The following is a 23057-nucleotide window of genomic DNA, read 5'->3' as shown; positions in this document are numbered from 1 at the left end:
GAAATCTGATGCGTCACAGTCGTCGGAATGGCTTGATCGCGGCGATGGTCGCGGGTGGCGGACTGGCGGTCGCGGGGGTGGGCGGCTTCGCGTACGCCGATGCCGAAGCGGGCGGGCAGACCGAGAGCTCCCCGGGGCTGCTCTCCGGGAACCTGGTGCAGCTGCCCGTGCACACCCCGGTGAACGTGTGCGGGAACACCGTGAGCGTGGTCGGCGTACTGAACTCCGCCGCCGGCAACCGCTGTACCAACACCGCCTCGGGCGGGGGCAATCCGGACCCCCGGCCCTCCCGTCCCTCGAAACCCGGGTCCGGCGGCCACGGGGGAGGGGCGAGTGCCGAGGGGAGCGGAAAGGCTTCCCCCGGGCTGCTGTCCGGCAACGGCGTCCAGCTCCCCGTGGATCTCCCGCTGAACGTCAGCGGCAACTCGGTGAACGTCGTAGGCGTCGGCAACGGCTCCCACGGGAACACCTCCGTGAACGGCGAGCCCCCGACCGGCGGCAAGCCGGCGCAGCCGCCCGCCGTGCAGCCGCCCGCCGTGCAGCCGCCGGTCGCCCAGCGGCCGGTGACCCCGCCCGCCCCGCCCACTCCGCCGGCACCGCCGCGGGACCCCTCGGCCCTGGCCCGCACCGGCTCCGACGGGCTCGGCTACCTGGTGCCCGGCAGCGGCGCCCTGCTGCTCGGCGGGGTGCTCCTCTACCGCCGCTTCCGCCTCAACTGACGGCCCCCGCACGCCAGCCGTCGAGGATCGCGTCGATCCGCGCCGCCAGCCGGGCCCGGGCCGCGAACCGGGGCACCCCCGCCATCAGCAGCGCGTCGTACTCGGTGTCGGTGTGCCGCACCGCGGCCCGTACCGCGACCGACACCGCCTGTTCGTCGAGCGCCCGGCCGGCGGCGGTACGCCCGACCCGGCCGCTGCCGCGCACCGAGGCGTGGGCGGCGATCGCCTGGGCGCGGTCGGCCGGGCAGCCGGGGAACAGCCGCCGGATCTCGGCCGCGAAGGCCGCGGTGAACCGGACGTCCTCGGCCGCGCGGCGGAGCCGGTCCCGCTCCCGGCGGCGGGCCCGGGCATCGGCGTCGGCGAGGCAGGAGCGCTCGGCGCGGGCCAGCGCGGCGTCCTCCACCAGCAGCCCCTGGCGTTCGTAGCGGCGGCGGCCCCTGTGCCGGCGCACCACGACGGCGTGCAGCGAACTGCCCTCCCGGGCCCGCCGGGTGAGCGCCGCGTCACCGCGCGGCAGGTAGACGAGATGGCCGAGGTCGGCGCAGTCAAGGCAGCGGGGCACGCCGGATTCGCGGACGAGGTGCCGCAGCGGTCCCCGCCGGCACGCGGCGCAGTGGATCGGCTTCTGTGACTCGAAGACGACGAGGCTCATGCCGTTGTGATACCGCCCGTCGGCCCCCATATCACCTGCCGCGGAAGGGTTGTTGGTCTTTCGTAAAATCCGACCGGAAGTCATGAGGTCCGTCTACCGTGAGCCCCTGGCAAGGAGGAGCACATGGGTGGACGGCAGGCGACGGTACGGCGCCCGAGAGCCGCGGGAGCGGCGAGGGAGACGGCGCCCTCGGGCCTTACGGGCCGGGAGGTCGTCATAGCCCCCGGCGGCTGCACGGGATGGCACTACCACCACGTCCCCCTGATGGCGGTGGTCAAGTCAGGGACCCTGACCCGCATCCTGTCCGACGGCACCGTGGAGGTGCACCCGGCCGGGGCCACCTTCGTCGAACCCGCCGGCGCCGGCAACGTACACCTCGGCCGCAACCTCGGGACCCGGCCCGTCGTCCTCCAGATAACCTGCGCCCTCGCCGAGGACGACCCCTGGTCGGTGGCCGCCCCGCCCCCGCGGGGCACCGTGCCCTGCCTCTGCCCCGAGGACCCCCGGTGCGCCGCTCAGACCAGCCGGCGTATCTCCCCGCGCACCCGGTAGAAGCCCCCGCTCGCCGCGTGCAGGCCGTCCACCACGTACCGGGCGCCCGCCTCCCGGATCCCGCGCGGGAACTGCACGTTCCAGCCGTGCTCGAAGCCCTCCGAGATCACCTGCACCCGCATCCGCCCGCCCTGCTGGACGCACTCCACCACCACACCGCCGGCCGGCACCGAGGCCACGGAGACCGTCGCCACCGCCGAGGCGGAAGCCGCCGGGGTGAACACCGGCAGCGCGGCCGCCGACTTCACGTCCACCGCGGTCGGGACGGAACCCTGCTGGGCCGCGGCGATCGCCGCCTCGCTCGCGTCCACGCACACCAGCGACCCGTCCGTGGTGACCAGGTACAGCCGCTCGTCCAGGTACTGCATCGACAGGGCGGAACCCCCGCCCGTACCCAGCTTCCACAGCCGGCGCCCGTCCGCGTCGAAGCAGTACACCGAGGAGGAGGAGTCGCCGGCGAAGACGTGCCGGCCGTCCGGAGAGGTCGCGCACGAGTACACCGCCGAGTCACACGGGTACGAGGCCTCGACCCGGCCCGTCGCCTTCGACAGGCGCTGCACGGTGTTGCGCACCGTGCCCGCGTACACCGCGTGCTCCTCCTGCCAGCCGAACAGCACCCCGCCGGGCGTCGCGGTGTGCCACAACTGGCCGGTGCCGTCGGCCGCGTAGGCCGTCACACCGGCGCTGTGCCCGTGGTAGACGGCCCGCTCGTCAGCCCGGACCATCCAGGCGCCGGTACCGGAGGACTTCCGCGACCACTGGTGCTCGTCCTCGTGGTCGATGACCGTCAGACCGCCATTGGCGTCGGAGACGTTGAGCACGCCCTCGTGGATGTCGAGCCAGTAGATGTCCACGTCCGCGGCTATTCCGTACGCCCCGAACGGCACCTTCGACGACAGGTCGTACACCGTACCGTCGTCACAGCCCGCGTATATCCAGAACTCGTCCGCCACCAGGCACTTCACCCCGTCCGGCAGGGAGTAGCGGGCCAGCACCTCGCCGCCGTGGCTCACCGTGTAGACGTCCCCCGCCTGGTTGCCCACCCAGCAGCGGTCCTCGTCCACGTGGATGCCGAAGGCCGAGGAGCCGGTGCGGAAGCGCCACAGCACCGGCGCCACCGCGCGGGCCGTGGACGGCGCCGAGGCCACCTGCCGGCGCGTCACCGAGCGGGCGGCACGCGCCCCCCGCACCGCCGGCGCGTACCCCTTGCGGACCTTCTCGCCGATCTTCTTGGCGGCGGCCGCCCGGGCCTTCTCGGCCGTCGGGAACGAGGAGCTCTGCAACTGTCCGGCCGCGCCGATGCGCCCGTAGCGCACCGAGACGGCGGTGCCGTCCAGGGTCACCTCGTAGAACTTGTGCGCCGCGCCGTTCTCCTGCGACAGCTCCAGATACGTCGTCTCCCGAGCCATGACAGACCCCTCCCCAAGAGCAGGGCCGCCGGCTCCTTTCCACCGGTGATCCCTCGTGAAAAACGTTAGGGCGCACCACTGACAATGGGCTCGTGAAGCTGGAAGCGATCACCTGGCAGCGGATGGCCGAGCGGCTCGCCGGCCACCTCGACGCGCCCGGAGGGGGCGACACCTGGCAACGGGTGGGCATCGACGGGGCGCCGGCGGCCGACACCGGGGTCCTGGCGGAGGAACTGGCCGGGGCGCTGCGCTCGCGCGGGCGGCCGGTGCTGGTGGTGGCCGCCGGGGGGTTCCTGCGGCCGGCGTCGCTGCGGTTCGAGTACGGGCGGGAGGACGTGGACGCGTACCTCGCGGGCTGGTACGACACGGGTGCGCTGTGGCGCGAGGTGTTCGGTCCGACGGACCCCGGCGGCAGCGGGCGGGTACTGCCCGACCTGTGGGACCCCGTCACCGACCGGGCCACCCGCAGCCCGTACACCGAACTCCCGCCGGGCGGGGTGGTGGTCGTGCACGGGCCGCTGCTGCTGGGGCACTGGTTCCCGTTCGACCTGAGCGTGCACGTCAGCCTCTCGGCGGGGGCGCTGGGCCGTCGTACGCCGGAGTCCGAGCGGTGGACCCTCCCGGCGTTCGCCCGCTACGCCCGGGACACCGACCCGGCCGCGACGGCCGACGTCCTCATCCGCGCGGACGACCCCCGCCACCCCGCCTGGACCGGCCTCCGCCGGAGGTAGCCGTGCCGTGCCGGGTGCGGGCGGGTGCGCCGCTGCGCGGGCTGCTCCCCGCCCCACCCTTCGCCCGTTCCCCGGGGCTGCGCCCCGGACCCCCTGGGGGCTCCGCCCCCAGACCCTCCCCCAGCTACCGCTGGGAGGTGCCCCCAGCGCCTCAAACGCCGGCGAGGCTGGAATTTGCCGGCCCGGGTCGGCAACCCCAGCCCCGCCGGCGTTTGAGGCGCGGGCGCGGTAGCGCCGACCCGCAGACGCGCCACCGGCCTCGACCAGCGGAAGCGGCCCGCCCGGCAGGCCGCCGGACGGAGTCCGCGCAGCGGCGCGAAGCCGGTAAGGCGCCCCGGCGCCGAGCCGTGCGAGCGGCGCGTCAAAAGGGCGGGCGGCCGCCCATGCGGGTCACCGCGGCGGCTGCCGCGCGGCAGCCGGCCCGGGCGGAATCCCCCGGGGTGGCCCCGGAGAGGCGGGCCGCCAGGAAGCCGCCCGCGAAGGCGTCCCCGGCCCCCGTGGTGTCCACCGCTTCGGCCGGCTCCGCCTCGACCTCGGCGGTGATCCGGCCGCCCTCGGCGACGAGCGCTCCGCCCGAGCCCCGGGTGACCACCACCAGCGGCACCCGCCGGCTGAGCTCCTCCGCCGCCCGGGCCGGCTCCCGTACGCCCGCCAGCAGCCGGGCCTCGTCCTCGTTCGGCAGGAGTACGCCGGCCCCCGCCACGGCGGCCAGGAAGCGTTCGGGGCCCAGCTCGGCCAGGAACCCCGCCGACGCGGGGTCGACGCTCACGGGCACCCCGCGCGTCCGGGCGGCCCGCAGCGCGACCAGGGCCAGCTCCCGGCTGCTCTCCGAGAAGAACAGGTAGCCCGACAGGTGCAGGTGCCCGGCACCGTCCAGCAGCGCGGGCACCCAGTCGGCCGGGCACAGCCGCAGCGAGGCCCCGCTGTCGGTCAGGAAGGTGCGCTCCGCGTCCTCGCCGACCAGCGCCACCACCGTCCCGGTCGGCTCCGCCGGGTCCACCACCAGCCGGGGCCGCACCCCCGCGTCGACCAGCGCCCGCTCGTGCCAGCGGGCCGACTCGGAGCCCACCCGCGCGAGCAGGCGCACCTCCACGGTGCCCGTACGGGCCGCCCAGCAGGCCGCGTTGGCCCCGGCCCCGCCGGGGAGGGTGCGGATGCGGGCGGCGGTGTCGGTGGCCGGGGCCAGGGGCTCGCGGTGCACCGCCACCACGTCCGTCACCACGTCGCCGACCACCAGCAGCGCACCCGGAGGTGCCCCGGGCGGTGCCCCCGGCGGCGCACCCGCCGGCGCCGCCGTCATGCGCGGGCCGCCCAGGCCCCGGCGATCCGGGCGCCGAGCCGCACGTTGCCGCGTACCGCCGCCAGGTTCGCCTCCAGCGAGGCACCACCCGTCGCGCGCACCAGGAACCCCAGCAGGAACGGCGTCACCGCCTGCCCCGTGATGCCGCGCTCCCGGCACTCGGCCAGGGCCTCGGACAGGACCCGGTCGTGCAGCGCCGGATCCAGCTGGTCCGCCTCCGCCACCGGGTTGGCGACCAGCAGCGCCGACTCCGGTCCGCCGACGGCGTCCTGAGCGGCCATCACCGCCGCGACCTCCTCCGGCCCCTCCACCGTCCAGTCGACTGGCTCTCCCGAGTCGGCCAGGTAGAAGCCGGGGAAGCGCTTCGTCCGGTAGCCGACGACGCCGACCCCGAGCGTTTCCAGGCGCTGGAGCGTGGCCGGCACGTCCAGGATCGACTTCACCCCCGCGCACACGACCGTGATCCGGGTCCGGGCGAGCAGCGACAGGTCCGCCGACTCGTCCTGCGAGAGCGTCCACTCCCGGTGTACGCCGCCCAGCCCGCCCGTGGCGAAGACCCGCAGCCCCGCCCGCGCGGCCAGGAAGGCCGTCGCCGACACCGTCGTCGCCCCGGTCGCCCCCGCCGCGAGGGCGGGCGCGAGGTCCCGGTGGCCCAGCTTGCGCACCCCCTCGCCGGCGGCGATCCGCTCCAGCGCGGCCTTGTCGAGGCCCGCCCTGGGGACCCCGTCCAGCACGGCGACGGTCGCCGGTACCGCGCCCTCCGCCCGGACCAGCTCCTCCAGTTCCAGCCCCACCTCCAGGTTGCGGGGGCGCGGCAGGCCGTGCGCGATGATCGTCGACTCCAGGGCGACGACGGGCCGGCGGGCGGCGAGCGCCTCGCGCACCTCTTCCGACAGGACCGGGATCTCGGATGCTCTGTGCTGTGGCATGTCCCCATCCCTGGCACGGGATTCACGCCCCCAAACTCGCCCTTCCCGCTCCGGCGCGAACCTGTCCGAGTAGCGTGCCCGGATGGACACCCGGACCTTCTACGACGAACTCGCCCCGCGCTACGACCTCATGTACGCGGACTGGGACGCGAGCATCGCCCGCCAGGGCCGTGCTCTGGACGCCCTGCTCAAGGCCTCGCTCGGCCCGGGGCCGCACACCGTGCTCGACAGCGCGTGCGGGATCGGCACCCAGGCACTGGGCCTGGCGGGCCTGGGCCACCGGGTCACCGGCACCGACCTCAGCCCCCTCGCCGCGGCCCGCGCCGCCCGCGAGGCGGCCGCCCGCGGTCTGGCGCTGCCGGTCGTGGCCGCCGACATGCGCGCGCTGCCCTTCCCCGACGCCTCCTTCGACGCCGTCGTGTGCGCCGACAACGCGCTCCCGCACCTGCTGACCGCCGAGGACGTGGGCGCCGCGCTGGCCGAAAGCCGCCGGGTGCTGCGGCCCGGCGGGCTGCTGCTGCTCTCCACCCGCCCGTACGGCGAGCTGCGCCGGACCCGCCCGGCGAGCCAGGCCCCGTACGTGCGGACCGGGCCGGAGGGGCGGACCGTCACCTTCCAGCTGTGGCACTGGCACCCCGACGGCGAGCGCTACGACGTGGAGCTCTTCCAGCTGCTGCCGTCCGGCGAGAGCTGGAACACGAAGACGTCGACCGCCACGTACTGGGCGCTGCCCGAGGAGGAGACGGCGCGGTACGTGCGGCAGGCGGGCTTCGGCGAGCCCGTCTGGCACCCCGCCGCGGACACCGGCTTCCACCAGCCCGTGCTCGGCGCGCGACGGCCGGTGGCGCGGACGCGCTCGACGGAATGACGTGTCGGACGCGCCCGCGCTGGACGCTGTGGTCACCCCGTGGGCGGGGGCGGCGGTCCTAGGCTGACGCACCATGAGCACCAGTGACCACAGCGCCCCCGCTTCCTTCGCCGTGTCCGTCGCGGACGTCCCCGACGCCGAGCTGGAGGCCGAGGAGCTCGATCCCGCGCAGATCGTCTCGGGCACGCCGGTCGTGACCGGCAGGGTCCTGTGGGAGTCGGCGGACGGTTCGCAGATCCGGGGGATCTGGCAGATCACCCCCGGGGTGGTCACCGACACCGAGGCCGACGAACTGTTCGTGGTGGTCAGCGGCCGCGCCACCATCGAGGTCGAGGGCGGGGCGACGTTCGAGGTGGGCCCCGGCTCGGCCTGTGTGCTGCGCGAGGGCGACCGGACCACCTGGACGGTCCACGAGACGCTGCGCAAGGCCTACCACATCAACTGCTGAGTCCTGCCTTCCCGGGCGCGGGGTGCCGCCGGGCGGTGAACAGGGCCAGCGCCGCCATGGGCAGGAGCAGCGCGGCCCCGATCGCGTTGAGCCAGCCGTAGCCGGCCTGGGACATGACCAGCCCTGCGGCGGCCCCGCCGACCCCCGCGGCGGTGTTCATCGTGAGGTCGCTCAGGCCCTGTACGGCGGCCCGTGCGGCCTGGGGCACCGAGTCGGTCAGCAGCGCCGAGCCGGAGACCATTCCGGCGGACCAGCCGAGCCCGAGCAGGAAGAGGCCGGCCGCGCTCTGGGCGTGGTTCCCGTGGGCCGTGCCGGCGAGCAGGGCGGCGATGCAGAGCAGCCCGGCCGCGAGCCCGATCACGGACAGCCGGCCGAGGCGGTCGGCGAGCCAGCCCATGACGGGGGAGAAGGCGAACATGCCCGCGATGTGGCCGCTGATCACCAGGCCGACGAGGCGCAGGCCGGCACCGTGGTGGCCGAGGTCCATCGGGGTCATCACCATGATCGAGACCATGACGGTGTGGGACACGGCGACGGTGAGCAGTGCGAGCCTGGCCCGCGGCGAGGCCTTGACGGCGGCCATGCCCGCGCGCAGCGACCGGGCCTGACGGGACTGCTCGCCGGGCCCGGCGAGGGCCCGGGCGGTCAGCAGCGGGTCCGGCCGCAGGAACACGGCGATCAGCGTGCCGGTGAGGACGAAGACGGCGCCGGCCCATACGAAGGGTCCCGCCGTCTGCGGTATGGAGGTGCCGGCGAAGCTGTCGCTGGCGGGGGCGGAGAGGTTGGGCCCGAGCACCGCGCCCAGGGTGGAGGACCAGACGACGAGCGAGATCGCGCGGGCCCGGCGGTCGGGCGGGGCGAGGTCGGCGGCGGCGAAGCGGGCCTGGAGGTTGGCGGAGGAGGCCGCGCCGAAGGCGGCCATGCCGAGCATCAGCAGGGGGAAGTTCCCGACCGAGGCGGCCAGGACCACCAGGGCCGCGCCGAGCGTGCCGATGGCGTACGCCACCACGAGCCCCGGCCGGCGTCCGCGCGCGGTCATCAGGGCGGCGAGCGGCAGCGAGACCAGGGCGGTGCCGATCACCGCGGCGGTGGACGCGAGGCCGGACAGGGCCTCGGTGCCGCTGATCTCGGTGGCCAGTACGGGGGCCAGGGCGATGCTGATCGGCACGCCCAGGCCGCCCAGGATCTGGCTGGCCATCAGGACGGCGGAGGTCCGGCGCTGGAGCCGGGGCAGGTCGGCGGCGAGGACCGGCGCGGCCGCGCCGGTGGTGCCGGCGGCCGTGTCGGGGGAGGTGCCGGGGGAGGTGCTCACGCCGGCCACCCCCGTCGCGGGGGGTTCGGTGGGACCGGACGGGACGGGGCCTGGAGCGGCGGGAGTGGTCACGGCGGCAGTTTCCCACCGTCGGCCGCGCGGGGGAACCGGGTATCGCGGCCCGGGGTCCCGCGGCCACCCGCTGTCACGGCAGCGCCGGAATCCGCAGGTCAGAAGAGGGGCTGCGGGAGCACGCCCTCCAGTGCGAGCAGGATCCGCTTGGTCTCCACCCCGCCGCCGAAACCCCCGATCCCGCCGTCGTTCTCCACCACGCGGTGGCAGGCCACGACCACGGGCAGCGGGTTCGAGCCCATGGCGTTGCCCACGGCCTGGGCCGCCCCCGGCTGTCCGACGCGGGCGGCCAGCTCCCCGTACCCGACGACCGACCCGTACGGCACCGAGCGGTCGAGCTCCAGCAGCACCTGGCGGTTGAAGCCGGAACTCAGCCGCCAGTCCAGCGGCAGCTCGAAGCGCCGCAGCGAACCGGCGAAGTACGCCGCCAGCTGGCGTATGGGCTCGGCGAGCAGCACCTCCTGGCCCGGGTCCGGCCGCCACGCGTCGGCGCCGAGCCGGGAGACCAGCGAGCCGATCATCCGGCCGGCCCGGTCCGGGCGCGCGTGGAACTCGACCCGGACCAGACCCTCGGGGGTCGCGGCCAGGAGCAGGGGGCCGATGTCACTGGGGACGACGGTCCATTCGAGGTGCGGCCCGCGGGGCCGCTCGGTGCTGTCCACGCCTCCACGGTACGGCCCGCCACCGACACCGCGGACGGCTTCCGGACCCGCGCCCCGCCCCCGCTCCGGCCTCAGAAGCCGATCACGGCGTTCTGCACCACATCGGGTGCGTTCGTGATGATCCCGTCCACGCCCATGTCCCGGACCTTGCGGGCGGTGGCGGCGTCGTCCACGATCCAGGTGTCCACCTCCATGGCCTTGCCGTGGGCCCCCAGCAGGCCGTGCACCGCCGTCACCCAGTCCGCCGAGATCGTCGTGTGCCACGGGTTGATCCGGTCCGTGAACTCCGCGTAGCGGGGCAGGTCGGCCACCGCCGGGGTGCCCAGGAAGGCCGTCACCAGGTCGGGGCGCAGGCCGTGCACGATCCGCACCGAGCCGGCGCTGAAGCTCTGCACCACGAGGCGGCGCGAGACGTGGTCCTCGTCGAGCCAGCCCAGCTCGTCCAGGAGCCGCAGCGTCTCCCCCTCGATCCCGGGGTAGAGCTCCGGCTTCTTGATCTCCAGCAGCAGCTTCTGCCGGTTCTCCTGGACCCGCTCCATGTACTCGCGCAGCGTCGGTACCCGGGCGCCCGTGAAGCGCGGTGAGAACCAGCTGCCCGCGTCCAGCCGCCCGATCTCCGCCGCCGTGAAGTCCTTGACCCGCCAGGGCGACCGGCCGGGGTAGACCTGCTCGGCGTCCGTGGTGCGGGCGAGGGTGTCGTCGTGGACCACCACCAGCTCGCCGTCCTTGGTCCGCTGGACGTCGTTCTCGACCCAGTCGAAGCCCAGCCGCCCGGCCAGGTCGATCGATTCGAGGGTGTTCTCCGGGGCGTACGCGGAAGCCCCCCGGTGGGCGTAGACGACGGGGCCCAGGACCCCGCTCGTGCCGTCGGGGGAGCGGGGGCCGGTGGCGGCCGGGGAGGCCGTCCCGCCCAGCACCGTGAGGGCGAAACCCAGGATCGCGGCGGCTGCCGCGGTGGCGGGTCGGACGTACATGTGGTCTCTCCTCGGGTCGTGAGCCCTGGTCCTGCGTCAGACGGGTACGGAGCGGGAGCCGTTGCGGCGGTGCACTTCACGGTGGAGCGTTCACGGCGATCATCGGCGCGAAGATCACCGGGACGCCACCGAACTACGACAAACGGACCGGAAAGGAGGAGATCCGCTCCGCCCGCCGGACCTGTGCCGGGGCCCCGCGGCCCCGCGGAAGGGAGTGAGTGTCAGTGCGGGGTCGTACGGTGGACTCATGCGGCCCGTATCGAAGATCGAACGCACGGTGGCACCCTTTGAGGTCGTCAGCCCGTACCAGCCCAGCGGTGACCAGCCGGCGGCCATCGCCGAGCTGGAGAAGCGCATCCGCGCAGGTGAGAAGGACGTCGTACTGCTCGGTGCGACCGGCACGGGCAAGTCCGCCACCACGGCGTGGATGATCGAGAAGCTCCAGCGCCCCACGCTGGTGATGGCGCCGAACAAGACGCTGGCCGCACAGCTGGCGAACGAGTTCCGCGAGCTCCTGCCGAACAACGCCGTCGAGTACTTCGTCTCCTACTACGACTACTACCAGCCCGAGGCCTACGTACCGCAGTCGGACACCTACATCGAGAAGGACTCCTCGATCAACGAGGAGGTGGAGCGGCTGCGCCACTCCGCGACCAACTCGCTGCTGACCCGGCGCGACGTGATCGTCGTCGCCTCCGTGTCCTGCATCTACGGCCTCGGCACCCCGCAGGAGTACGTGGACCGGATGGTCCCCCTCAAGGTGGGCGAGGAGATCGACCGGGACCAGCTGCTGCGCCGCTTCGTCGACATCCAGTACACGCGCAACGACCTGGCCTTCACGCGCGGCACCTTCCGGGTGCGCGGCGACACCATCGAGATCTTCCCGGTCTACGAGGAACTGGCCGTCCGCATCGAGATGTTCGGCGACGAGATCGAGGCGCTGTCCACCCTGCACCCGCTGACCGGCGAGGTCATCAGCGAGGACCGCGAGCTCTACGTCTTCCCCGCCAGCCACTACGTCGCCGGTCCCGAGCGCATGGAGAAGGCGATCACCGGCATCGAGGCCGAGCTCGCCGAGCGGCTCGCGGAGCTGGAGAAGCAGGGCAAGATGCTGGAGGCCCAGCGGCTGCGCATGCGCACCACCTACGACCTGGAGATGATGCGCCAGATCGGCTCCTGCTCCGGCATCGAGAACTACTCCCTGCACATGGACGACCGCGAGCGCGGCTCGGCGCCCAACACCCTCATCGACTACTTCCCCGAGGACTTCCTCCTCGTCATCGACGAGTCGCACGTCACCGTGCCGCAGATCGGCGCCATGTACGAGGGCGACGCCTCGCGCAAGCGGACCCTGGTCGACCACGGCTTCCGGCTGCCGTCCGCACTCGACAACCGGCCGCTGAAGTGGGAGGAGTTCCAGGAGCGCATCGGCCAGACCGTCTACCTGTCGGCCACCCCCGGCAAGTACGAGCTCTCGCGCGGCGACGGCTTCGTCGAGCAGATCATCCGCCCCACCGGCCTCGTCGACCCCGAGGTCGTGGTCAAGCCCACCGAGGGCCAGATCGACGACCTCGTGCACGAGATCCGCAGCCGCGTGGAGAAGGACGAGCGGGTCCTGGTCACCACCCTCACCAAGAAGATGGCCGAGGACCTCACGGACTACTTCCTGGAACTGGACATCCAGGTCCGATACCTGCACAGCGACGTCGACACCCTGCGCCGCATCGAGCTGCTGCGCGAGCTGCGGGCCGGCGAGTACGACGTCCTGGTCGGCATCAACCTGCTGCGCGAGGGCCTCGACCTGCCCGAGGTGTCGCTCGTCGCGATCCTCGACGCCGACAAGGAGGGCTTCCTGCGCTCGGGGACCTCCCTCATCCAGACCATCGGCCGAGCCGCCCGCAACGTCTCCGGCCAGGTCCACATGTACGCGGACAAGATGACCCCGGCGATGGAGAAGGCCATCGAGGAGACCAACCGGCGCCGCGAGAAGCAGATCGCCTACAACACGGCCAACGGGATCGACCCGCAGCCGCTGCGCAAGAAGATCAACGACATCGTCGCCACCATCGCCCGCGAGGAGCTGGACACCGAGGAGCTGCTCGGCACCGGCTACCGGCAGGCCAAGGACGGCAAGGGCGCGAAGGCGCCGGTCCCCGCGCTCGGCGGCAAGGCCGCGGCCCCGGCCAAGGGGAAGGGCGGCAAGACGGCCAAGGGCGCCGCGGCCGTCGCGCCGACCGACCGGCCCGCCGCCGAGCTGGCCGCGCTCATCGAGCAGATGACCGAGCGGATGCGGGGGGCGGCCGCCGAGCTCCAGTTCGAGGTGGCGGCCCGGATCAGGGACGAGGTGGGCGAGCTGAAGAAGGAGCTTCGCCAGATGAGGGAAGCGGGCCTCGCCTGACCCCGGGGCGGTCAGTAGGGTGTGGAAACGCCGCAGGTGCACGCTGCGGGCCTTTAGGGGCGGGCTATGGAGAGGGGAACGCGCGTGACGGTCAACATGACCAAGGGTCAGGCCATCAGTCTGCAGAAGACGGACGGCGGCACGCTGACCGCGGTCCGGATGGGCCTCGGCTGGCAGGCGGCCAAGCGCCGCGGGCTGTTCGGCTCGCGGACGCGGGAGATCGACCTCGACGCGTCGGCGGTGCTCTTCGCCGACAAGCAGCCGGTGGACGTGGTGTTCTTCCGGCACCTGCAGAGCGACGACGGCTCGGTCCGCCACACCGGCGACAACCTGGTCGGCGGCGTGGGCCAGGGCGGGGACGACGAGGCCATCCTCGTCGACCTCCAGCGGGTCCCGGTCCACATCGACACGATCGTCTTCACGGTGAACTCGTTCACCGGCCAGACCTTCCAGGAAGTGCAGAATGCCTTCTGCCGCATCGTCGACGAGACCAACGGCCAGGAGCTGGCCCGCTACACCCTCGACGGCGGCGGCCAGTACACCGCGCAGATCATGGCGAAGGTGTCCCGGTCCGGCAGCGGCTGGCAGATGACCGCCCTCGGCAACCCGGCCAACGGCCGGACCTTCCAGGACCTGATGCCGGCGATCCTGCCGCACCTGTAAGAGCGGTACCGGACAAGAGAAGAAGGCACGGGGGAGGGGCTGCACGATGACGGCCGAACTGGTCCGGGGGCAGAACCACCCCGTGCCCCACGACAGGGTCGAGGTCAGGGTCTCGGCGGGCACACCCGTGCTCGCCCTGGCGTCCCTGGCCGACGAGCAGGGCCGCCTCGCGGGCCCCGGGGCGCTGGCCCGGCCGGGCACCCCGGCCCCCGGCTGGCTCCGGCTGCCGCAGGAGGCCGCCGACCGGCACACGCTGGCCGTCGACCTCGAAGCCGTCGCTGCGGCGGTCCACCGGATCGGCCTGCTCCTCGTGCTGCCGCCCGGCGGGCCGCTGAGCTTCGGCTCCGTGCCCGCCCCGCACGCGGCCGTGGCCCCGCCGGACGGGCCCGAGTTCGCCGGCTTCACCCTCACCGGGCTGGACGCCGAGACCGCCGTCGTGGCCCTGGAGCTCTACCGGCGTCAGGGCGCCTGGAAGGTCCGGGCCGTCGGCCAGGGGTACGCCGAGGGCCTCGGCGCCCTGCTCACCGACGGCGGCCTGCCCGCGCCGGAGGCCGCCGAGCTCGCCGCGGCCACCCTGCGCGGCTCCGAGGGGGCCGCCGGGGGCGACCGGGCCCTCGCCTCCCTGCCCCCGCAGGCCCAGGGCGCCCCGCACCCCGACCGGCAGGCGGGCCCGGCCTCCGCGCCCGAACCGCCGGATCCGGTGCCGGTCTCCGGCGTGCCCTACCCGGGCACGCCCGGCCCCGCGCCCGCCGCGGCGGGGGACACCGCGGCGATGCAGGGCCCGCCCACCATCGACTACGCGCACCCGCGCCGCCGCCGCACCAGCGCCGAAGCGCCCGAGCCCGCACCCCGGCCCGCGCCCGCCGCCGAGCCCGGCCGGCCCCCGGCCCCGGTCGCCGGCGACGCCAGCGGCTGGTCCATGGACGAGCGGCTCTACAACCAGGTCTGGGGCATGTTCGAGGACCTGGCCCGCACCGTCGCCGCCTACCGCAGCGCCGTCGACTTCGCCGACTCGCGGCAGGAACGCGAACTGGACGAGGCCCTGTCCGACCCGCGCCACCGCATCGGCGGCGCCGGGGACGCCGCACGCGAGACCGCCCGGGCCCGCCGGGACGATCTGGTCGCGCAGGCCAGGGCCGTCCTCGACCGGGACCTCGCCCAGCTGGTCGCCGAGTCCGAGGTGGTGGAGCCCGCGCTGCCGGCCGCGTACGCCCGCTGGGACAACCCCGTCTGGCACGGCGGCGGCGTGCCCGAGGAGGCCCCGCTCGCGCTGCGCCTGGGCGACCTGAGCCTGCCCGAGATGCCGGGCCTGCGGATCCCGATGCTGATGCGGCTCCCGCTGGAGCGCGGCCTGTGGATCGACAACGGCCGTACCGGCTCCGAGGCCGCCATGGCCATGGACACCGACCGGCTGCGCCGCGCGGCCATGGACATGGCCGTCGCGCACGCCGTGCGGCTGCTCGCGGTGCACCCCGCCGACCGGTTCTCCGTCCACGTCATCGACGCCGCCGGGGCGGGCGCCGCCTCCCTGGCGCCGCTGGTGCGGGCCGGAGTGCTCGCGGGGCCGCCCGCCGCCGGGGTCGAGGGGGTGAGCCGGACCCTGGCGCAGCTGACGCGGCGGGTGGACCTCGTACAGATGGCGCTGCGCGCCGGCGCCCCCGAGGAGCTGCCCGCGGACGTGGACCGGGCCGAGCAGCTGCTGGTCGTCCACGACTTCCCGCACGGCTTCGACGACCGGGCGGTCACCCAGCTGCGCTACCTGGCCGACGAGGGCCCGGCGGTCGGGGTGCACCTGCTGATGGTCGCGGACCGGGACGAGGCCTCCGCTTACGGGCCGCTGCTGGATCCGCTGTGGCGCTCGCTGATGCGGCTGTCACCGGTGCCGGACGGCCACCTCGCCGACCCCTGGGTCCAGCACGCCTGGACCTTCGAGCCGGACCTGCCCCCGCAGGGCAGCACGGTGCTCGAACGGGCTCTGGAGCGGGTGAGGGAGGCGCGGCGCACGGCCCGCCCATGAGCGGCCCATGAGCGGCCCATGACCGACGGGTGACCGCTTCTTGGGGAGCCCTTTACCTTTCACCCCTTCCGCGGGTACCCTGGGACCCGCGGAGGGGAGTATTCCTGCTATTTCCTGCGCGGCGTGCCCGTCAATACGGACCACTGTGGTGACCTGACGCAGTGGGTCCCGGGGCGCCGGCCCGCGGCCACCCGGCCGCCGGGTGGAAGAGACCTCCGGCAGCGATGACGCTGACCATGTGCTGAGCCATCCGCCGGAGGCGTGAAATACCGTGGACGTTTCGTTGACCCTCTGGGTGCTGACCATCGCCGGTCTCTGCATCCTCATCGGCGCCGATTTCCTCATCGGCCGCAAACCGCACGACGTTTCGATCAAGGAAGCGGGCATCTGGACCGTCGTCTGGATCGTGCTCGCCGTCCTCTTCGGCCTCGGCCTGCTGTTCTTCGGCAACGGCCAGGCCTCCCAGGAGTTCTTCGCCGGTTTCATCACCGAGAAGTCCCTGAGCGTGGACAACCTCTTCGTCTTCGTCCTGATCATGGCGAAGTTCTCCGTGCCCTCCCACCTCCAGCAGCGCGTCCTGCTGGTGGGCGTACTGATCGCCCTCGTACTGCGCGCGATCTTCATCGCGGCCGGCGCCGCGATCATCACCACCTTCTCGTGGGTCTTCTACATCTTCGGCGCCTTCCTGATCTACACCGCCTGGAAGCTGATCCAGGAGGCCCGCAAGGACGAGGACGAGGACGAGTTCGAGGAGAACCGCCTCCTCAAGTCGATCGAGAAGAAGTTCGGCGTCGCCGACCGCTACCACGGCACCAAGCTCTTCATCCGGAACAACGGCAAGCGCGTCCTGACCCCGCTGATGGTCGTGATGCTCGCCATCGGCACCACCGACGTGCTCTTCGCCCTGGACTCGATCCCCGCGATCTTCGGCCTCACCCAGGACCCGTACATCGTCTTCACCGCCAACGCCTTCGCCCTCATGGGTCTGCGCCAGCTGTACTTCCTGATCGGCGGCCTGCTCAAGAAGCTGGTCCACCTCAGCTACGGCCTGTCGGTGATCCTCGGCTTCATCGGCGTCAAGCTGGTGCTGCACGCCCTGCACGAGTCCGGGGTGCACGTCCCGCAGATCTCCATCCCGGTCTCCCTGGGAGTCATCTGCGGCGTCCTGGTCATCACCACCCTCACCAGCCTGATCGCCTCGAAGAAGCAGGCCGCGGCCGAGGCCGCCGCCGCGGAGGCGAGCGTCGACGCCTGACCGGCCCTCCGGCCGACCGGCCGACCGTACGGGGACGGGCCCGGGAGCAGCGGCTCCCGGGCCCGTCCCCGTTCCCGCGGCGCACCCGCCTCACGCCACCGCGGGCTCGCTCCTCGCCGCCCGGGCCAGGGCCGGCCGGGTCTCCGGCAGCAGTGCGAAGCAGCCCAGGCTGACCAGCGAGACCCCCGTCAGGTACACCGCCACGCCCCACGGCGGACCCCCGCCGTCCGCCAGGGCGGTCGCCACCACCGGGGTCAGCGCACCGCCCAGCACGCCGCCCAGGTTGTAGCCGACGGCCGCGCCCGTGCAGCGCAGGCGCGGGGCGTACAGCTCGGGCAGATAGGCGCCGACCACGGCGAACATCAGCACCATCGCCAGCAGCGCCCCCACGCAGCCCACCGTCATCAGCAGCGGATCCCCGGTGTGCAGCAGGGCGATGAACGGGAACATCCACAGCGCGCAGGCCGCACTGCCGGCCAGGCAGAGCGGCCGCCGCCCCCACCGGTCGCCGAGCACCGCCAGCGGCGGGGTGGCCAGCCCCATGAGCAGGACCGCCACCATCACGATGGCCAGCATCGCGGTGCGGTCCACGCCCGCGCGGCCGGTGGCGTACGCGAGGGACCAGGTGGTGACCGTGTAGAAGACGGCGTACCCGACCGCCATCGCCCCGCCGGTCAGCAGGAGCAGCCGCCAGTGGACGCGCACCACCTCGGCGAGCGGGGCGTCGGCCTGCCGGCCGGCCTCGGCCAGGGTGCGGAACTCCGGGGTCTCCTCGACCGACCGGCGCAGCCACAGCCCGGCCAGCGCCAGCAGCCCGGCCGCCCAGAACGGCACCCGCCAGCCCCAGGCCGCGAACTCGGCCTCGCTCAGCGCCCCGGACAGCCCCAGTGTCAGGCCGTTGGCCAGCAGGAACCCGGCCGAGGGGCCCATCTGCGGGAAGCTCGACCACAGTCCGCGCCGCCGCTCCGGGGCGTGCTCGGCGGTCAGCAGGACCGCCCCGCCCCATTCGCCCCCGAGGCCCAGCCCCTGGAGGAACCGCAGCAGGAGCAGCAGGACCGGCGCGGCGATGCCGATGGTGGCGAAGGAGGGCACGCACCCGACGGCCACCGTGGCGAGGCCGGTCAGCAGCAGTGAGCCGAGCAGCACGGGGCGGCGCCCGTAGCGGTCGCCGACGTGGCCGAAGAGGGCCGAGCCGAGCGGGCGGGCGAGGAAGCCGACGCCGAACGTGCCGAAGGCGGCGAGGGTCCCCGCGAGCGGCGAGAAGGAGGGGAAGAAGAGCGGGCCGAGCACCAGGGCGGCGGCGGTGCCGTAGACGAAGAAGTCGTAGAACTCGATGGCGGTGCCCACCAGGGAGGCGGTGGCGAGCCGCAGCATCGAGGGGGAGCGCGGGGCGGCGGCGGGGGACGGGGAGGGGTGTTGTTGCATGACGCAGCAACTACCCCAACCCGCATCCCCAGGACATGCGTTCGGTCAAGGTCGACCGGAAGGAGTGCACGGCCCCGCGGTGTTGACCGCGGTCACTACCAGCCGCGCTCGCGCCACTCCGCGAGGTGCGGGCGCTCGGTGCCGAGCGTGGTGTCGTTCCCGTGGCCCGGGTAGACCCAGGTCTCGTCCGGCAGCTGCTCGAAGAGCTTGTGCTGGACGTCGTCGATGAGGCTGGCGAAGTTCTTCGCGTCGCCCCCCGTGTTGCCCACGCCGCCCGGGAAGAGGCAGTCGCCGGTGAACACGTGCGGGTGCCCGTGCGGGTCGTCGTAGACCAGCGCGATCGAGCCGGGGGTGTGCCCGACCAGGTGGCGCGCGGTCAGGGAGACCCGCCCGACGGTGATCGTGTCGCCGTCCTGGACCGGCACGTCCGTGGGGACCGGGATGCCCTCGGCGTCGTGGGCGCCCGCGTAGGTGCGCGCGCCGGTGGCGTCGACCACGGCCTGCAGCGCGCCCCAGTGGTCGCCGTGCTGGTGGGTGGTGACGACGGACGCGATGCCGTCGTCGCCGATCAGGTGCAGCAGGGTGTCCGCCTCGGCTGCCGCGTCGATCAGCAGCTGCTCGCCGGTCGCCCGGCAGCGCAGCAGGTACGCGTTGTTGTTCATCGAACCGACCGCGACCTTGGAAATCATCAGGTCCGCGAGTTCGTGCACGTCGGCCGGACCGCCGACCTTGACCGCTCCGCTGTACGTCATGTCGGAATCCTAGAGCGCGGGGAGTGCGGGGAGGCCGTCGCCGGCCTCGATGGCGAGATGGGCGCCCTTGAGGCCGCGCCCGGCCAGCCAGCCGAGCAGGTCGTCCCGTGCGCCGCTGAGGGTCACCGGGGTGCCCTCGGTGCCGCCCGTGCGCGCGACGAACTCGCCGTCCGAGTACTGCAGGGTGACCGGCGGGACGTCGGGGCGGCCGGACCAGCGGTCGGCGAGGAAGGCGATCTCCCGGTCGGCGAATTCGTCCGGGAGGTCGGCGAGCTCGTAGCCGATGTTGAGGTCGACGTGGTGGAGCTCGACCTCCACGAGGCGGCGGAAGGGCACGTTGGCGGCCAGGTCGGTGACGCCGTTGCGCAGCTCGACGGTGCGCTGCCAGTCCTGGGCGGGCTCGGCCGTGGCGAGGAAGCGGGCCCCGGAATCACGGAGGTCCGTCAGGTGTTCTTCCAGGGGCCGCCCGGCGTCACGCTCGATGTCCGCGTCGCGGGCGGCGCCGCTCTCGTACATGGGGCGGCCCTCCAAGACGTTCACGAGGGCGTCGGCGTTGCGTGCCAGGTGGGCCAGGATGTGGCCGCGGGTCCAGCCCGGGAGGTGTGACTCCTCGGAGAGGGAGGCGTTGTCCAGTTTCGCGACCGCGGTCAGCAGCCGGTCCGTGGCTTCACGTACAGAGGCCAGGTCGTGCACATGATCAGTCATGGATCCGAGCCTAGTGCGCGCGGGGCCCCGCCACACGATCGGGTGAAGCGGTCTCGGCAGTGCCGTAAATCGAATGTGCGTGCTATACGCTCGGAAGTCAGACTCCATCCCATCGCAGAGGCGCCCCCCATACCCTGGACAGTCGGGGCCCGTGCCCCCGCTCTCTCAAGAAAGGTGCGACCGGCGTGACCGACCGTCTCATCGTTCGTGGCGCTCGCGAGCACAACCTGAAGAACGTCTCGCTCGACCTGCCCCGCGACTCGCTCATCGTCTTCACCGGCCTCTCCGGCTCGGGCAAGTCCTCCCTGGCCTTCGACACGATCTTCGCCGAGGGCCAGCGCCGCTACGTCGAGTCGCTGTCCTCCTACGCCCGGCAGTTCCTGGGGCAGATGGACAAGCCCGACGTCGACTTCATCGAGGGCCTCTCCCCGGCCGTCTCGATCGACCAGAAGTCGACCTCCCGCAACCCCCGCTCCACCGTCGGCACGATCACCGAGGTCTACGACTACCTCCGCCTGCTCTTCGCCCGCATCGGCAAGCCCCACTGCCCCGAGTGCCGCCGCCCGATCTCCCGGCAGTCGCCGCAGGCGATCGTCGACAAGGTCCTCGCGCTCCCCGAGGGCAGCCGCTTCCAGGTGCTGTCCCCGCTGGTCCGCGAGCGCAAGGGCGAGTTCGTCGACCTCTTCGCCGACCTCCAGACCAAGGGCTACAGCCGGGCGCGGGTGGACGGGGAGACCATCCAGCTCTCCGAGCCGCCCACGCTGAAGAAGCAGGAGAAGCACACCATCGAGGTGGTCGTCGACCGCCTCACCGTCAAGGACAGCGCCAAGCGCCGGCTCACCGACTCCGTCGAGACCGCGCTCGGCCTCTCCGGCGGCATGGTGATCCTGGACTTCGTCGACCTCGCCGAGGACGACCCCGAGCGCGAGCGGATGTATTCCGAGCACCTCTACTGCCCCTACGACGACCTCTCCTTCGAGGAGCTGGAGCCGCGCTCCTTCTCCTTCAACTCGCCCTTCGGCGCCTGCCCCGAGTGCACCGGCATCGGCACGCGCATGGAGGTCGACCCGGAGCTGATCGTCCCGGACGAGGACAAGTCCCTGGACGAGGGCGCGGTCTCGCCGTGGGCGCTCGGCCACACCAAGGACTACTTCCAGCGGCTGATCGGCGCCCTCGCCGGGGAGCTGGGCTTCCGGACCGACATCCCGTGGGCCGGGCTGCCGCAGCGGGCGAAGAAGGCCCTGCTCCACGGCCACAAGACGCAGATCGAGGTCCGCTACCGCAACCGCTACGGGCGCGAGCGGGCGTACACGACGGCCTTCGAGGGCGCCGTGCCGTTCGTCAAGCGCCGGCACGCCGAGTCCGAGAGCGACGCCAGCCGCGAGCGCTTCGAGGGCTACATGCGCGAGGTGCCCTGCCCGACCTGTGAGGGCACCCGGCTCAAGCCGATCGTGCTCGCGGTGACGGTGATGGAGCGCTCCATCGCCGAGGTCGCCGCCATGTCGATCAGCGAGTGCGCCGACTTCCTGGGGCGGCTGAAGCTCGACGCCCGCGACAAGAAGATCGCCGAGCGGGTCCTCAAGGAGGTCAACGAACGGCTCCGCTTCCTCGTGGACGTGGGCCTGGACTACCTCTCCCTGAACCGCGCCGCGGGCACCCTGTCGGGCGGCGAGGCCCAGCGCATCCGGCTGGCCACGCAGATCGGCTCCGGCCTGGTCGGCGTGCTGTACGTACTGGACGAGCCGTCCATCGGCCTGCACCAGCGCGACAACCACCGGCTCATCGAGACGCTGGTGCGGCTGCGGGACATGGGCAACACGCTCATCGTCGTCGAGCACGACGAGGACACGATCAAGGTGGCCGACTGGGTCGTGGACATCGGCCCCGGCGCCGGCGAGCACGGCGGCAAGGTCGTGCACAGCGGCTCGCTGAAGGAGCTGCTGGAGAACGGCGAGTCGATGACCGGCCAGTACCTGTCGGGCAAGAAGTCGATCCCCCTGCCGGACGTACGCCGCCCCGTGAACGGCGAGCGCAAGCTGACGGTGCACGGCGCCAAGGAGAACAACCTGCGGGACATCGACGTGTCCTTCCCGCTGGGCGTGCTCACGGCGGTCACCGGCGTCTCCGGCTCCGGCAAGTCGACGCTGGTCAACGACATCCTGTACACCCACCTGGCGCGCGAGCTGAACGGCGCCCGGTCGGTGCCGGGCCGCCACACGCGGGTGGACGGCGACGACCTCGTCGACAAGGTCGTGCACGTCGACCAGTCGCCGATCGGCCGGACCCCGCGGTCCAACCCGGCGACGTACACGGGCGTCTTCGACCACGTGCGCAAGCTCTTCGCGGAGACGATGGAGGCGAAGGTGCGCGGCTACCTGCCGGGCCGCTTCTCCTTCAACGTCAAGGGCGGCCGGTGCGAGAACTGCTCCGGTGACGGCACGATCAAGATCGAGATGAACTTCCTGCCGGACGTGTACGTCCCGTGCGAGGTGTGCCACGGCGACCGGTACAACCGGGAGACGCTGGAGGTGCACTACAAGGGCAAGTCCATCGCGGAAGTCCTGAACATGCCGATCGAGGAGGCGCTGGACTTCTTCGAGGCCGTGCCGACCATCGCCCGGCACCTGCGCACGCTGAACGAGGTCGGTCTCGGCTACGTCCGCCTCGGCCAGTCCGCGCCGACCCTGTCGGGCGGTGAGGCGCAGCGCGTGAAGCTGGCGTCGGAGCTCCAGAAGCGGTCGACGGGCCGGACGGTGTACGTACTGGACGAGCCGACGACGGGTCTGCACTTCGAGGACATCTCGAAGCTGATCAAGGTGCTGTCCGGGCTGGTGGACAAGGGCAACTCGGTGATCGTCATCGAGCACAACCTCGACGTCATCAAGACCGCGGACTGGGTCGTCGACATGGGCCCCGAGGGCGGCTACGGCGGCGGCCTGGTGGTGGCCGAGGGCACCCCGGAGCAGGTCGCGTCGGTGGGCGCGAGCCACACGGGCAAGTTCCTGCGGGACATCCTGGGGGCGGAGAGGATCTCCGACGCGGGGGCGCCTCCGGCGCCGGTCGCCCGGAGGGCGAAGAAGGCCCCGGCCAAGAAGGCGGCGGCCCCGGCGAAGAAGGCCGCGGCCCGCACCCGCAAGGCGTAGCCCCTGGCCGGGGGGGCGGGGGCTGCGCCCCGGACCCCTGGGGGCTCCGCCCCCAGACCCTCCCCCAGCTA

20 protein-coding genes are annotated in these 23057 nt (G+C 73.2%); 10 read left to right on the top strand and 10 right to left on the bottom strand.

From position 1 onward, the window contains the following. Nucleotides 1-8: 8 nt before the first annotated feature. Nucleotides 9-719 (top strand): chaplin, encoded by a 711-nt coding sequence (locus tag ACZ518_RS12970; RefSeq protein ID WP_469113099.1) that lies wholly within the window; start codon nt 9-11, stop codon nt 717-719. On the opposite strand, the gene ACZ518_RS12965 is transcribed toward ACZ518_RS12970, so the two are convergent. Beyond that, a complete protein-coding gene (locus ACZ518_RS12965; protein ID WP_469113098.1) occupies nt 712-1371 on the bottom strand; it encodes a DUF2293 domain-containing protein in 660 nt (219 codons plus the stop codon). The genes ACZ518_RS12970 and ACZ518_RS12965 overlap by 8 nt on opposite strands. Nucleotides 1372-1494: 123 nt before the next feature. Here ACZ518_RS12965 and ACZ518_RS12960 point away from each other — a divergent pair, with 123 nt between their 5' ends. Then, nucleotides 1495-1923, top strand: coding sequence for a cupin domain-containing protein (locus ACZ518_RS12960; RefSeq protein WP_469113097.1), 429 nt, complete (start codon nt 1495-1497; stop codon nt 1921-1923). Here ACZ518_RS12960 and ACZ518_RS12955 read toward each other — a convergent pair. Continuing rightward, a complete protein-coding gene (locus ACZ518_RS12955) occupies nt 1887-3332 on the bottom strand; it encodes a WGR domain-containing protein (RefSeq protein WP_469113096.1) in 1446 nt (481 codons plus the stop codon). The two genes, ACZ518_RS12960 and ACZ518_RS12955, sit on opposite strands and share 37 nt — an antisense overlap. 92 nt (nt 3333-3424) lie before the next feature. Here ACZ518_RS12955 and ACZ518_RS12950 point away from each other — a divergent pair, with 92 nt between their 5' ends. Continuing rightward, nucleotides 3425-4063 (top strand): nucleoside/nucleotide kinase family protein, encoded by a 639-nt coding sequence (locus ACZ518_RS12950; protein WP_469113095.1) that lies wholly within the window; start codon nt 3425-3427, stop codon nt 4061-4063. 361 nt (nt 4064-4424) lie between these two features. On the opposite strand, the gene ACZ518_RS12945 is transcribed toward ACZ518_RS12950, so the two are convergent. Together ACZ518_RS12945 and ACZ518_RS12940 are read right to left on the bottom strand one after the other, a co-directional pair. Then, entirely contained in the window at nt 4425-5363 is a 939-nt protein-coding gene (locus tag ACZ518_RS12945; RefSeq protein WP_469113094.1) for a carbohydrate kinase family protein, read from the bottom strand. After that, complete coding sequence (locus tag ACZ518_RS12940) at nt 5360-6292, bottom strand: pseudouridine-5'-phosphate glycosidase (RefSeq protein ID WP_469113093.1); 933 nt, start codon at nt 6290-6292, stop codon at nt 5360-5362. Before ACZ518_RS12940 ends, ACZ518_RS12945 begins: the two co-directional genes overlap by 4 nt. An 82-nt stretch (nt 6293-6374) precedes the next feature. On the opposite strand from ACZ518_RS12940, the gene ACZ518_RS12935 reads away from it, so the two are divergent. Together ACZ518_RS12935 and ACZ518_RS12930 are read left to right on the top strand one after the other, a co-directional pair. After that, on the top strand, nt 6375-7160 hold the full coding sequence (locus tag ACZ518_RS12935) for a class I SAM-dependent methyltransferase (protein ID WP_469113092.1): 786 nt from the start codon (nt 6375-6377) through the stop codon (nt 7158-7160). Nucleotides 7161-7233: 73 nt separating this feature from the next. After that, nucleotides 7234-7608, top strand: coding sequence for a cupin domain-containing protein (locus ACZ518_RS12930; RefSeq protein WP_469113091.1), 375 nt, complete (start codon nt 7234-7236; stop codon nt 7606-7608). On the opposite strand, the gene ACZ518_RS12925 is transcribed toward ACZ518_RS12930, so the two are convergent. The 3 genes from ACZ518_RS12925 to ACZ518_RS12915 all read right to left on the bottom strand — a co-directional run bounded on the left by ACZ518_RS12925 (nt 7598) and on the right by ACZ518_RS12915 (nt 10628). Further along, the gene (locus ACZ518_RS12925; protein ID WP_469113468.1) at nt 7598-8806 is read right to left on the bottom strand and encodes an MFS transporter; all 1209 of its coding nucleotides are present in this window, start codon (nt 8804-8806) and stop codon (nt 7598-7600) included. The two genes, ACZ518_RS12930 and ACZ518_RS12925, sit on opposite strands and share 11 nt — an antisense overlap. Before the next feature lie 284 nt (nt 8807-9090). Further along, complete coding sequence (locus ACZ518_RS12920) at nt 9091-9654, bottom strand: methylated-DNA--[protein]-cysteine S-methyltransferase (protein WP_469113090.1); 564 nt, start codon at nt 9652-9654, stop codon at nt 9091-9093. A 71-nt stretch (nt 9655-9725) separates the two neighbouring features. Beyond that, nucleotides 9726-10628, bottom strand: coding sequence for a glycerophosphodiester phosphodiesterase (locus ACZ518_RS12915; RefSeq protein WP_469113089.1), 903 nt, complete (start codon nt 10626-10628; stop codon nt 9726-9728). Between the two features lie 247 nt (nt 10629-10875). Here ACZ518_RS12915 and uvrB point away from each other — a divergent pair, with 247 nt between their 5' ends. From uvrB to ACZ518_RS12895, 4 genes are all read left to right on the top strand, one after another. After that, on the top strand, nt 10876-13026 hold the full coding sequence (gene uvrB, locus ACZ518_RS12910; RefSeq protein WP_469113088.1) for an excinuclease ABC subunit UvrB: 2151 nt from the start codon (nt 10876-10878) through the stop codon (nt 13024-13026). Between the two features lie 84 nt (nt 13027-13110). Further along, the gene (locus ACZ518_RS12905; protein ID WP_469113087.1) at nt 13111-13689 is read left to right on the top strand and encodes a TerD family protein; all 579 of its coding nucleotides are present in this window, start codon (nt 13111-13113) and stop codon (nt 13687-13689) included. A gap of 46 nt (nt 13690-13735) precedes the next feature. Then, entirely contained in the window at nt 13736-15706 is a 1971-nt protein-coding gene (locus tag ACZ518_RS12900) for a TerD family protein (RefSeq protein ID WP_469113086.1), read from the top strand. 271 nt (nt 15707-15977) lie between these two features. After that, nucleotides 15978-16961 (top strand): TerC/Alx family metal homeostasis membrane protein, encoded by a 984-nt coding sequence (locus ACZ518_RS12895; RefSeq protein WP_469113085.1) that lies wholly within the window; start codon nt 15978-15980, stop codon nt 16959-16961. Between the two features lie 90 nt (nt 16962-17051). On the opposite strand, the gene ACZ518_RS12890 is transcribed toward ACZ518_RS12895, so the two are convergent. The 3 genes from ACZ518_RS12890 to ACZ518_RS12880 all read right to left on the bottom strand — a co-directional run bounded on the left by ACZ518_RS12890 (nt 17052) and on the right by ACZ518_RS12880 (nt 19843). Further along, nucleotides 17052-18386, bottom strand: a complete 1335-nt coding sequence (locus ACZ518_RS12890) for an MFS transporter (RefSeq protein ID WP_469113084.1) — start codon at nt 18384-18386, stop codon at nt 17052-17054. A gap of 95 nt (nt 18387-18481) precedes the next feature. Continuing rightward, nucleotides 18482-19138, bottom strand: a complete 657-nt coding sequence (locus ACZ518_RS12885; protein ID WP_469113083.1) for an MBL fold metallo-hydrolase — start codon at nt 19136-19138, stop codon at nt 18482-18484. Nucleotides 19139-19147: 9 nt separating this feature from the next. Continuing rightward, nucleotides 19148-19843 (bottom strand): maleylpyruvate isomerase family mycothiol-dependent enzyme, encoded by a 696-nt coding sequence (locus ACZ518_RS12880; RefSeq protein ID WP_469113082.1) that lies wholly within the window; start codon nt 19841-19843, stop codon nt 19148-19150. A gap of 185 nt (nt 19844-20028) precedes the next feature. Here ACZ518_RS12880 and uvrA point away from each other — a divergent pair, with 185 nt between their 5' ends. Next, nucleotides 20029-22986, top strand: a complete 2958-nt coding sequence (uvrA, locus tag ACZ518_RS12875; protein WP_469113081.1) for an excinuclease ABC subunit UvrA — start codon at nt 20029-20031, stop codon at nt 22984-22986. Nucleotides 22987-23057 lie beyond the last annotated feature (71 nt).

It is taken from the genome of Streptomyces sp. NPDC033966 (genome assembly GCF_055575955.1).
The sequence above is the reverse complement of the archived record's forward strand: the minus strand, read 5'-3'. Positions and strand labels throughout refer to the sequence as shown.

Excerpts from the sequence above, each read along its gene's own strand:
- ACZ518_RS12940 (WP_469113093.1), bottom strand. The coding sequence starts at position 6,292 with ATGCCACAGCACAGAGCATCCGAGATCCCGGTCCTGTCGGAAGAGGTG.
- ACZ518_RS12965 (WP_469113098.1), bottom strand. The coding sequence starts at position 1,371 with ATGAGCCTCGTCGTCTTCGAGTCACAGAAGCCGATCCACTGCGCCGCG.
- uvrB (WP_469113088.1), top strand. The coding sequence starts at position 10,876 with ATGCGGCCCGTATCGAAGATCGAACGCACGGTGGCACCCTTTGAGGTC.
- ACZ518_RS12880 (WP_469113082.1), bottom strand. The coding sequence starts at position 19,843 with ATGACTGATCATGTGCACGACCTGGCCTCTGTACGTGAAGCCACGGAC.
- ACZ518_RS12955 (WP_469113096.1), bottom strand. The coding sequence starts at position 3,332 with ATGGCTCGGGAGACGACGTATCTGGAGCTGTCGCAGGAGAACGGCGCG.
- ACZ518_RS12900 (WP_469113086.1), top strand. The coding sequence starts at position 13,736 with ATGACGGCCGAACTGGTCCGGGGGCAGAACCACCCCGTGCCCCACGAC.
- ACZ518_RS12890 (WP_469113084.1), bottom strand. The coding sequence starts at position 18,386 with ATGCAACAACACCCCTCCCCGTCCCCCGCCGCCGCCCCGCGCTCCCCC.
- ACZ518_RS12925 (WP_469113468.1), bottom strand. The coding sequence starts at position 8,806 with ATGGCCAGCCAGATCCTGGGCGGCCTGGGCGTGCCGATCAGCATCGCC.
- ACZ518_RS12945 (WP_469113094.1), bottom strand. The coding sequence starts at position 5,363 with ATGACGGCGGCGCCGGCGGGTGCGCCGCCGGGGGCACCGCCCGGGGCA.
- ACZ518_RS12960 (WP_469113097.1), top strand. The coding sequence starts at position 1,495 with ATGGGTGGACGGCAGGCGACGGTACGGCGCCCGAGAGCCGCGGGAGCG.
- ACZ518_RS12935 (WP_469113092.1), top strand. The coding sequence starts at position 6,375 with ATGGACACCCGGACCTTCTACGACGAACTCGCCCCGCGCTACGACCTC.
- ACZ518_RS12930 (WP_469113091.1), top strand. The coding sequence starts at position 7,234 with ATGAGCACCAGTGACCACAGCGCCCCCGCTTCCTTCGCCGTGTCCGTC.
- ACZ518_RS12970 (WP_469113099.1), top strand. The coding sequence starts at position 9 with ATGCGTCACAGTCGTCGGAATGGCTTGATCGCGGCGATGGTCGCGGGT.
- ACZ518_RS12885 (WP_469113083.1), bottom strand. The coding sequence starts at position 19,138 with ATGACGTACAGCGGAGCGGTCAAGGTCGGCGGTCCGGCCGACGTGCAC.
- ACZ518_RS12915 (WP_469113089.1), bottom strand. The coding sequence starts at position 10,628 with ATGTACGTCCGACCCGCCACCGCGGCAGCCGCCGCGATCCTGGGTTTC.